Genomic DNA, 9470 nt, shown 5'->3' with positions numbered 1-9470 from the left:
GCCATGGTGGAAGTCTCCAAATACTTGCCGCCCGCATCATTGCGGCGACTCGGCGTGGTCGGTCTGAATCGAAAGACTGAACGCCGAATTGAGGAGACAGCAGGTCGAAAAAGAAAAACGTAAGCCTCACGTATATGGACTTCGAGTACGCACGATACAAGCTTTGATACGATGATGATCTGAGTCTGCATATCCCAGTTTGGGCTCAGACCGGCCCAATGCTCGCGGCGTTTCTCAACAAAAAAGGCAATCGGACAACGGCCATTCAAACCGATGGTAAAATTCAGGCGTCGGCGCGGTGCTGATGTCTGGGCCTGGCGGGAGGATTGGAGGGACCACTATGCCAAGAGTCCAACTTCCCGCTATCACCTCGAAACGAAGAGCCTGGAACAAGGGCCGGATCATCGGCCAGAAACGACCGCTGTTGCCGAAACAGGTCTGGGCGATCCGCGCGCGGCTCGAACTGGCGGGCAACCTGCGCGATCTCGCATTGTTCAACGTGGCGATTGATAGCAAGCTTCGTGGATGCGATTTGGTGAAACTGGCCGTCATCGATTTGGTGAGGGATGATCGCGTTCGCGAGAGGGTGTCCGTAATCCAGAGCAAAACCAACCGGCCCGTTCAGTTCGAGCTCTCCGAAAACACGCGTGATACGATTGCGGCGTGGATCAAATCGCCGGAAATGATGGGCTGCCGTTTCATGTTTCCGAGCCGGTTTCATGACCGCCCGCATATCTCGACCCGCCAGTATGGCCGACTTGTGCGGGATTGGGTGACCGCGATTGGGCTGGAATCGAGCGGATACGGCACCCATTCGCTGCGCCGGACCAAGGCGGCAGAAATTTACCGGAAAACGGGAAATCTCAGAGCGGTTCAATTGCTGCTTGGACACACAAAGGTCGACAGCACTGTCCGATACCTTGGCGTCGAACTTGAAGACGCCCTGAGTATCGCCGAACAAATCGACATCTGAATTATGTTGGCGGGCGGCACATGCCGTTCGCCAATCCAGATCGGACCTACAGCCCATCCGCAGTAGTGGTTCGGATCGAGCCCATAGTCACCCGGCGTTGGCGGCGCAGCGAATGTCTCATATGGTGCGATTGATCGCTCAATAGACTTTCGGGAGATTGGTGGTGCAAAGCGATGCTCAAAGACTTGTGGTTGGTGGAACGGGTTTCCTTGGCGGTGCGATTGTTGACGCGCTTGTTGAGAGTGGTCATCGGGTCGCTGTGCTTTCTAGGGGTGTTACCGCGCGAACACTTTCGGAAGGTGTTGAAGTCATTAGTGCTGATCGCCATGGAAGCTTGAGCGCGCTTAAGGGGCGACATTTCGACTGGGTCTTCGATACCTGTGCATTCACGCCAGATGCGGTGTCAGCTTTGCTGGATGCACTGGACAATGAGCCCAAGCGTTACGTTCTCGCTTCATCACTTTCGACATATGGTTGTTACGACAAACCCGGACTGACTGAAGCCGCTGAAGTGCCAGAGGCGACCCAAGTTGATTTCGAACGGGCAGACACAGTGCTGCTTGAAGACCGTGGGTCTGCTGCTGCCTACGGACCATCGTATGGCCCGCTGAAACGCGCTTGCGAGATGGTTGCAGAACAGAAACTTGGAGACAGAGCAACTGCGCTGCGGATAGGTTTAATCGTCGGCACAGGAGACTATACCGACCGACTTACTTGGTGGGTTCGGCGAATTGATGAAGCCGGGCGCTCAAAAAGCCCAACAGTGTTTGCACCGCTGCCTACTGACCGCCCTGTTCAGGTGCTTGATGTGCGTGACGCAGCAAGGTTCGCAGTGCTCTGTGCCGAAGACGACCTCGGCGGCATCTGGAATGTGAACGGCGATGTCATGGCGATGCAGGATCTACTCAACGAGATTCATGAAACCACAGCATCAGCGGGTGAAATTCACTGGGTTTCTGCCAATGTATTCTTGGAAGCAGGCGCCGAGCCTTGGACAGATGTGCCTCTTATGGCTCCCGAGGCACCTGCTTTCCGCCATTTTCTCGAAGTGGATGCCGGTCGCGCCAGAAATGCAGGTCTCAAATCCCGGCCCCTGCGGGAAACACTCGAACCCCTCCTGAGATGGGATCGCACAAGGCGTGGGAAGGCTCTGATTTGCGGGCTGAGCGCCGAGCAAGAAAAACAGCTTTTGAATGTAGTATCCTAAGCTGCGGTCTCGAAATCGCGGTGAGGTTACTTCCTACGCCGAAATGCCTAGAGCTGAAGCTCGTTCACCCGCAGCGAGAGTCCGGTTCGTCCGCACCTCGATGGTCTGACTAAGTCGCGGTGAAAGGTCGATCTCGGTTCGAGCGGAATTGACACCCGCGAATGACCGGATCGGAGATTTTTGCCGCGCCGCAACGACAGGCGCGCCGCGCCTGCGAACAAATGCTGCGTCAGCAATAGCCGCGCGAACAAAAGGCGGGTTCGTCCGCATCTCGGAAGTTGCAATACTCGCTGGTGAATGTCCGGTTTGGACTGTGACCGGCCAACAACGCAGACCGCAGAGAACGGCAATATTGAGCCCATTCTGCAGAATGCTGCGCTTCGCACGAAAGACTGATTTATAGGTTTCATGCCTTTATCAACGCGACGCCTACGGCAATCGCCAGGGCCGAAACCCAACGCCACCCGCTCACCGGTTCACGCAAGACGAATGCTGCGATCAAAACGGCGAAGAGGATGCTCGACTCCCGCAGCGCCGCGACTAGTGCAATTGGAGCCTGTGTGAATGCCCACACGGCGATCCAGTAGGAGCCGAGCGACATGGCTCCGGCTGCTACTCCGGTCTTCCAAGCAGGCAGAACAGCCGGAAAGGCTGCTCGCCCGCGTGTCCAGAGAGTGTAGGCAGCCATACCAACCGAATCCCCGATCACCATCCAGAGGATGAACCCCGATGACGTGCCCGCGATCCGCGCGCCGATTCCGTCCACCAGCGTGTAGCTGGCCGTGAAACCTGCCGTTCCCATGGCGTAGAAGAGGGCCTTTCCTCTCATTCGGCCATCGGTTGATCCGCGCGCTGCCATAACAAGAATGCCTGCGGAGATGCAAAGGATGGCAAGGAGAGAAACCGGATCGAGCGATACACCGAGGAACGCAACCGAGACCAGCGTCACGATCAGAGGGGCGGTGCCTCTGGCCAGAGGGTAGGCCTGGCTCAGATCGGCATGGGCGTAGGCCTGAACGAGAAAAACCTTGTATCCGGTGTGGAGCACGGCGGCTGCCATGATCCAGGACCACGCCTCCGTCGCCGGTTGGGTGACGAATGGCAGGATCGGTATGGCAATCAGGGCCTGAACAACGGCGAGCAGCAGAACCGTCGAAACCCGGTCCAACCCGAGTTTCACGACCGAGTTCCAGCCCGCGTGCAGAAACGCGGCAACCAGCACGGCTGCGAAGACATGGTTTTCCATGCCTCAGCGCCAGAACGGCTTGGCGGTCTCGATAATGCGATCCGCTTCGCTGATCCCCACATCCCGCAGACCTTCCACAGTAAGGCGGGACAGAGCGCGGCGTGTGACAAGGTTGCGATACCAAAGCGCCAGATGATCGCAAGTGATCGTGTCCGGAATGGTGGTATCAACGAAGCGGAAGGAGTATTCATGTGTCATGAACACTTATCGCATCGTCGATATATAATGAAAAACGATATTTTTTCCGCAATAAAGTGAGATAAACGCACATGAAGCGTGGAACACTACCCCTCAATGCCCTCCGCGCCTTCGAAGCGACAATGCGGCATGGCCAGATGAAGCTGGCTGCCGAAGAGTTGGGCGTGACCTATGGTGCCGTCAGCCGACAGGTCCGGGGGCTTGAAGAGATACTCGGCGTTTCGCTCTTTGATGGGCCACGTAACAAACTCACCCCGAGCCAGGCCGCGCGCGATCTTCAGCCTGCTCTTCAGGACGCTCTCGACCGTATTGAAGCTGCGGTGCTGCGGGTGCAGCGCAGAGACAAGCGGACGCTTGATTTGTCCTGTCTCAGCACATTCGCGATGCGTTGGCTCATCCCGCGCCTCTTTGATTTCCGCGAGACGCATCCCGGCGTCGATGTGCGTATGACCGCCGATGATGCGCCGGTCAATTTCGCGCGGGACCGCTTCGACGTTGCTATCCGAGTAGGGCCTGGCCCCTGGAACAGAGCGAATGTGACCGAATTGTTTGCGGATGAAGTCGGGCCGGTCCTCAGCCCAACTCTTCTGGAACCCTCTGGGTCGGTCATGCGGGAAAACCTGTCGGTTCTACCTCTACTTCACACGCGGACCCGGCCTGCCGCGTGGACCGAGTGGTGCAGCGCAACTGGAAATCCTATCTTGTCCGGCGGGCAGGAGTTTGAGCATTTTTACTTCATGCTGGAAGCCGCGACCGCCGGGCTCGGTGTCGCCATAGCGCCGGAGGTTCTCGTCCGAGATGATATTGCGGCTGGCCGATTGCTCGCCCCGTTCGGATTTCGGCCTTCGGGTCAGCAGTATGTCGCGCTGACGCCGGATCATCCTTCCGCTGAAGCTGTCATGTTCATAGATTGGCTTGAGTCGCAGGCGAAGGCGGACAGGTTCGGCAGCTGATCCAATATTTTTGAAAGCGGCCATTCGTGCAGTAGCGGCGAAAGCTCACTTTGTCCGCACAGCCGACATTGGCTCCTTATTGTGAACTGCCTAAAACAGCAGAGCATATCCAAGAATTAGGTACCCCTTTGAAAACACAGCTATTGTAAGGGCAAATGGGAGCGATCAGTCGAGAAGACCCGCACCGGCTGCCCCTTGAGGGTTACCTGCCAAAACGCACAACATCTGGTGAGCGCCACAGATTCGCCTTATTTCATTGGCGATTCGTTAACTATGCGACCGCGAAACTGATTGACATTTCGTCGTAACCCCTCAATATGGGGTGTGTGACCAAATCGACCGAACCCATACCACTAATGACTCCGCAGGCGTTTGAGAGCGCTGTGAAGAACTATGCCAAGATGCTGCACATGGTCAATCCGACCGTGCACTGTCTTGAGCGGATGCGCGAGCGAGACATCACGCCCCGCATGGTTCAACGCGCGATTTTGAACGGTTCGCTCAGAAAGAACCCGTGTTGGGATCGCGACTGCGCCGATTGGGTCGGCGAAATGCAAGGGGTAGCGGCAGGAGTTGAATTGGTTGTTGTGTGTGCCATCAAAGACGGCGTGATGACCGTCACGGTGGTGACGACCTACCCGGTCGGACGCACAACTTAAGCAAAGCGAGGGGCATTGGTCCGAATGAATGGGCTGATGAAAGGATGAGACATATGACCGATCAAGGATATCATTACGTTGAAAGTGGTCTGCCAAACATCTTCTTGGCGAATGGCGTGACCATGACTGAGACGCCGCGCGGCGTCGTCGTGTCCATCGAACACGCGGATGAACTGCACCATGCGATAGCTATGTCTATCGTCAGCAGACCATCTCCGATGACCAAGGATGAGTTCCGATTCCTGCGAATCGAACTCGACCTGTCGCAGCGCCTGCTTGCGGATATTCTGGACACAACTGAGAAGACGCTTGCGCGCTGGGAAACTGGGGAAACCAAAACGATTCCCGGTCCGGTTCAGAACCTGTTGAAGGCGTATTACCTCGACAGCAAGGAAGAGGGTCGGATCGCCGAGCTTTTGGCGCATCTCGCGACGCTGGACCGCAAGATCGTAAGTCTGGAGAACCGTATCTTCGAATTCGAAGGGGAAGAGTGGCACGAAGCACAAGCTTCCTAGTATTTCCCTGAAAGACAACCGTGACGCCGCCCTGCAGGGCGGCGTTTTGCGTCTAAAGCGCTCCCTTTAGTGAACTAACCGTTGTAGAGTTCTTCCTCTTCGTCCCAGCGCTCCTGTTGACGTTCCCAGTATTCCGCTTCCTGAGCCTCCCAACGCTCCTGCCTATCCTGATAGATGGCAAATATATCGTTTGCTGTAAGCTGGTACTCTTCGGCCAGATCATGCACACTTTCAGGATTGCGCGTGTAAGCCTTTCAGATCTTGTCCATCTCTTCGGCTTTGATCTCAGTTATCCGAGAAAGCGGCACATCTAGGATTTCGTGAATCTTTTTGTGCGGAACACCCTCCCATCTAAGCCGAAGAACTTCCCTTCGCACAACTTTGCGGTGCGCGAGGTAATCCCGGTGCCTCAGTTTCTTGGTCCATGCCGCTATAACAGGCTGATGATTTTCAGAAATAAAATCCGTCAACCCTTTCAGATCAAAGTCATGTCGCAGCATAATCAGAGCAAGCTCATCTGAAATTTGATGCTGTTTGTCCTTTGGTTTCACCAAGGCCAAGCTCCTTATCGTTGAGCTACAGATTTACTGATTTCGACAAGAACTCCCACCACGACACCAGCGAGTATTGCTAGCATACCTTCATTGATGGCTTCACCGGTGTTCGCCGCAGCTAACAAGGCGCGCGCAGCGGCTTCATTATCATCCGCACCAAAGGCCAGGAGAAATCCGAGTGCCGTCCTAAATGCCCCTAAGGCGACTAGCACCCAGGCTATGACCGAACCAATCCTCGTGAAAATCACTTTCTGCTCCTTATTGTTGACCTTCGGAGGTCTGCTTTGAGCCCAGAATAACCGATGCTTCAGTCAGCACCGATTTCGCCAATGCGCAGGAAATCGAACTTTGCGGAGCCATGTGATACAGACCTTTGAACGATCCAAAACCGACGATAGCGTTAGGCGCAGCGGATGTCTGCTCCAATCTTGTGTCGGTCACATATCTCGTAGAGTCTTAAGTTTCAGATCAATGGGATGCATCAACCGAGACCCCGGGCGGTTTGGTCCAGAAATGTCGCCTAAGAACTCAACCAGTGCTTGCTTGTAAGGTTCACCATCTGAGGCAATGGTCATGACACTTAAGTTGCCGTGAAAAACAATAAGCGCTGCAATGATCGACTTCATATCAGTGTTATAGTGCAACCAGAATTGGCCATCCGAAGTCTTTTTGCCTTGCTGTAATTTAGAGAAATTTGGCAGGATTCTTAGATGGGCATGGTAGGCCTCTTGACTGAGGCCAGCATTCAAATACCACTGCGTAAACAGCGTGCCATCAAGCTCTATCGGTCGCCCTGTGAGTTCTGCGAACGCAGCTAAAGCCATCTTACCTGCGAATGCGTCTAAGTGCGCCACCGTACTTGGACCATCCACTGTGACCTCGACCACATCCCTCAGCAATCCACGGCTTTTAACCCAGCACGACTTTGCCTTATTATTTGAACTGATTTCTTGATAGGCGCGAGGTGCGTACTTCTTTGCTGATGGCAGCACCTTCTTCATTTGCTCGAACTGCCATCCATCTTCCTCGAAAGGTTGGATCAATGACAGCATCTGCGCGACGGCGTCAGCTCCGCGACTTCCCTCATTGCAATCTGAACATGCGGGAAATTCCCAGCCACTTGAACGTTGTTTGTCTTTGAAAAGACCTCGTGGCGGCATGTGCTCGAGCGTGCTTGCGTGGGTATTGGGGCAATAAATGCACCGAGGGTGTGAGGAAAGGATCTCTTGCCGCCGACGACTTCTGATTTTCGCCTCTCCCACGATCAATGCTCCTGCCGCGTCCGCGTTACTAAATTGCAGAGCCGCGGAGTTTTCTATGCCTTTCGATAGCGCGACTGAGGCTTACGACTCAAGGGATAGGCCGAGGAAAATTCTGTGCCTTCCAGTCCACATGTAACCAGCGGTAGAGCAACTAAATTCTGCTTTGGGCTGTGTCAGGTCATTGGAAAGCAAACACCGAACGGCAACAAAGTCCGCGTTCCAGGCACTAACGGAGTTGCATCAATCGTCCGCATTTTTAGAATTACTATCTGCTACAGCTGCGCGCTGATTGATCAGCTCGGAGCTAATCGTCGTCCAACATTTCGTTACGAAACTTCTTGAAATCAAAATTCTCATCTAGCTCACCAAGAGCCTCAACTTTCCTTTGGATCAGTTGCATGCGCTCACGAAGGCTCTGTTTGTCACTCAGGCTGGCGAGGTGAAATTTTAGTGCGTCGCGAACGATAGCGTCATCATCGATAACGCCTGTCACTTCCCGCAGTTGTTGCACCAAGTCGTGAATTTGATTTGCAATCTTCTCTTCCATTCCCAACGCCTTGTCAGAACTCATGCAGCAGTAGGCTTGAACGGTCTTGCACCAACGACTCGTCTCCAATCGAGACCTTCAAAAAGCGCTTCAAACTGCGCTTTGCTCATGGTCATCATACCGTTTCGAAGTCTTGGCCACACGAAGCCTTTGCTCTCGATGCGCTTATACGTCATCACGAGCCCGGTTCCGTCCCAAACAATGAGTTTGAGCCGATCTGCACGTTTGGAGCGAAAAATGAACACAGCACCGCTAAAGGGGTCGAGGTCAAATTCGTTCAGCACGATAGACGCTAGACCATCCATACCTTTGCGAAAGTCCACAGGTTCGGTCGCTACGTAGAACTTAAAATTCCCGGACGGTGTAATCATACTTCGCCCTCAAATGCTCGGATCAGTGTCGCCAGTTTCCCAAGTGGGTAACTGGCGGGAAAAAGGACCTCGCAGCTACCACGCTTGAAGATGATGTTTTCTGACGCGACTGGGACAGTTTGCTCACGAGAGCTGACTTTAATCTCAGCAAACGACGGTTTGGATTTGAATTTTAACGTGGAATGCGGACCTGACGCCTTTTTCTCGGACGTTTTCTTCCACCTGGCTGCAGTCTCCTGCTTTACACCACAGGTCTTTGCTACTTCGTCAACAGATAAACGACCAGCCCTCATACGCTGTCCCATTTCATCTTTAAATTTACGGGTCCACAGACGACGGCCGTCTTTCCCAACGGGAATTGAGTAACCGTAGGCATGGAAGACGTTTTCGATTTTTTGGTCACTGGCGAGCTCACCTAAAGCTTGAGAATTCATGATGCCTGTATCCTTTTGGAGGCATCATAAACTGATCTCGTTGACCTAATCAGGTGCTAAATGTGGGGCTACATGCAACGCTTACGTTCAAGCGCCACGCGGTGCATCAGATTACGGTGCGAGGCTGTCCGGTTCGGGAGGCTTTCCGACGATCGGACGTCGGCACGCATTCTCTTTGCAAATGGATGAAGCTGATCATGAAGCTGAGAACCGGCGGCTATCCGCGACCGCTTGCTTCCACAGCGCTTCCAGCGCGGCCAACGCCAAGCGCGTTACCGATTACACTGACTCTTAATACATTGCTTTCGTTGAGGAGATATTGGTTGCGGGAGCAGGATTTGAACCTGCGACCTTCAGGTTATGAGCCTGACGAGCTACCGGGCTGCTCCATCCCGCGACACTTAGCGTTGGTCTACCGCCTATTCGGCTGCTTGAGACCGTTTGTTGGCCTATCGCTTACGCTACTTGAGACCGGGTCGTGTTCGTTTCATCGTGTTAGAGAGGTTGAGTGGGCTTTTACTAGGTTTGGCGGTGACCTACTCTCCCGGGGC

Annotated in this window: 13 protein-coding genes and 1 tRNA gene; 5 read left to right on the top strand and 9 right to left on the bottom strand. The window is 54.2% G+C overall.

Annotated elements, in window-relative coordinates; all coding sequences use genetic code 11:
• Positions 1 to 340 precede the first annotated feature (340 nt).
• Both ACR1XV_RS21195 and ACR1XV_RS21190 read left to right on the top strand, forming a co-directional pair.
• Positions 341 to 973, top strand: a complete 633-nt coding sequence (locus tag ACR1XV_RS21195) for a tyrosine-type recombinase/integrase (RefSeq protein WP_480534992.1) — start codon at positions 341 to 343, stop codon at positions 971 to 973.
• Between the two features lie 163 nt (positions 974 to 1136).
• A complete protein-coding gene (locus ACR1XV_RS21190; protein WP_480534990.1) occupies positions 1137 to 2180 on the top strand; it encodes an NAD-dependent epimerase/dehydratase family protein in 1044 nt (347 codons plus the stop codon).
• Positions 2181 to 2586: 406 nt separating this feature from the next.
• Here the strand turns inward: ACR1XV_RS21190 and ACR1XV_RS21185 are convergent, their stop codons facing one another.
• Complete coding sequence (locus ACR1XV_RS21185) at positions 2587 to 3426, bottom strand: EamA family transporter (RefSeq protein ID WP_480534988.1); 840 nt, start codon at positions 3424 to 3426, stop codon at positions 2587 to 2589.
• Between the two features lie 3 nt (positions 3427 to 3429).
• Positions 3430 to 3624 carry a DUF1127 domain-containing protein gene (locus tag ACR1XV_RS21180; RefSeq protein ID WP_480534986.1) on the bottom strand — a complete coding sequence of 65 codons (195 nt, stop codon included), beginning with the start codon at positions 3622 to 3624 and terminating at the stop codon, positions 3430 to 3432.
• A 71-nt stretch (positions 3625 to 3695) separates the two neighbouring features.
• Here ACR1XV_RS21180 and ACR1XV_RS21175 point away from each other — a divergent pair, with 71 nt between their 5' ends.
• The 3 genes from ACR1XV_RS21175 to ACR1XV_RS21165 all read left to right on the top strand — a co-directional run bounded on the left by ACR1XV_RS21175 (position 3696) and on the right by ACR1XV_RS21165 (position 5751).
• The gene (locus ACR1XV_RS21175) at positions 3696 to 4577 is read left to right on the top strand and encodes a LysR substrate-binding domain-containing protein (protein WP_480534984.1); all 882 of its coding nucleotides are present in this window, start codon (positions 3696 to 3698) and stop codon (positions 4575 to 4577) included.
• 383 nt (positions 4578 to 4960) lie between these two features.
• Complete coding sequence (locus ACR1XV_RS21170) at positions 4961 to 5236, top strand: DUF4258 domain-containing protein (protein WP_480534982.1); 276 nt, start codon at positions 4961 to 4963, stop codon at positions 5234 to 5236.
• A gap of 53 nt (positions 5237 to 5289) precedes the next feature.
• Complete coding sequence (locus ACR1XV_RS21165; protein WP_480481833.1) at positions 5290 to 5751, top strand: helix-turn-helix domain-containing protein; 462 nt, start codon at positions 5290 to 5292, stop codon at positions 5749 to 5751.
• Between the two features lie 254 nt (positions 5752 to 6005).
• Here ACR1XV_RS21165 and ACR1XV_RS21160 read toward each other — a convergent pair whose 3' ends face one another.
• The 7 genes from ACR1XV_RS21160 to ACR1XV_RS21130 form a co-directional block, all read right to left on the bottom strand.
• Positions 6006 to 6305: a hypothetical protein gene (locus ACR1XV_RS21160; protein WP_480534980.1), complete on the bottom strand. Its 300-nt coding sequence runs from the start codon at positions 6303 to 6305 to the stop codon at positions 6006 to 6008.
• Between the two features lie 11 nt (positions 6306 to 6316).
• A complete protein-coding gene (locus tag ACR1XV_RS21155; RefSeq protein ID WP_480534978.1) occupies positions 6317 to 6553 on the bottom strand; it encodes a hypothetical protein in 237 nt (78 codons plus the stop codon).
• 189 nt (positions 6554 to 6742) lie between these two features.
• The gene (locus tag ACR1XV_RS21150) at positions 6743 to 7567 is read right to left on the bottom strand and encodes a hypothetical protein (protein WP_480481839.1); all 825 of its coding nucleotides are present in this window, start codon (positions 7565 to 7567) and stop codon (positions 6743 to 6745) included.
• 304 nt (positions 7568 to 7871) lie between these two features.
• Complete coding sequence (locus ACR1XV_RS21145) at positions 7872 to 8114, bottom strand: hypothetical protein (protein ID WP_480534976.1); 243 nt, start codon at positions 8112 to 8114, stop codon at positions 7872 to 7874.
• A 20-nt stretch (positions 8115 to 8134) separates the two neighbouring features.
• Positions 8135 to 8485, bottom strand: a complete 351-nt coding sequence (gene tnpB, locus ACR1XV_RS21140) for an IS66 family insertion sequence element accessory protein TnpB (protein ID WP_170779991.1) — start codon at positions 8483 to 8485, stop codon at positions 8135 to 8137.
• Positions 8482 to 8919 (bottom strand): hypothetical protein, encoded by a 438-nt coding sequence (locus ACR1XV_RS21135; RefSeq protein WP_480534973.1) that lies wholly within the window; start codon positions 8917 to 8919, stop codon positions 8482 to 8484. Before ACR1XV_RS21135 ends, tnpB begins: the two co-directional genes overlap by 4 nt.
• Before the next feature lie 320 nt (positions 8920 to 9239).
• Positions 9240 to 9316 (bottom strand) — tRNA-Met (locus ACR1XV_RS21130).
• Positions 9317 to 9470 lie beyond the last annotated feature (154 nt).

The organism is Ruegeria sp. AD2(2025) (assembly GCF_056542385.1).
The sequence above is the reverse complement of the archived record's forward strand: the minus strand, read 5'-3'. Positions and strand labels throughout refer to the sequence as shown.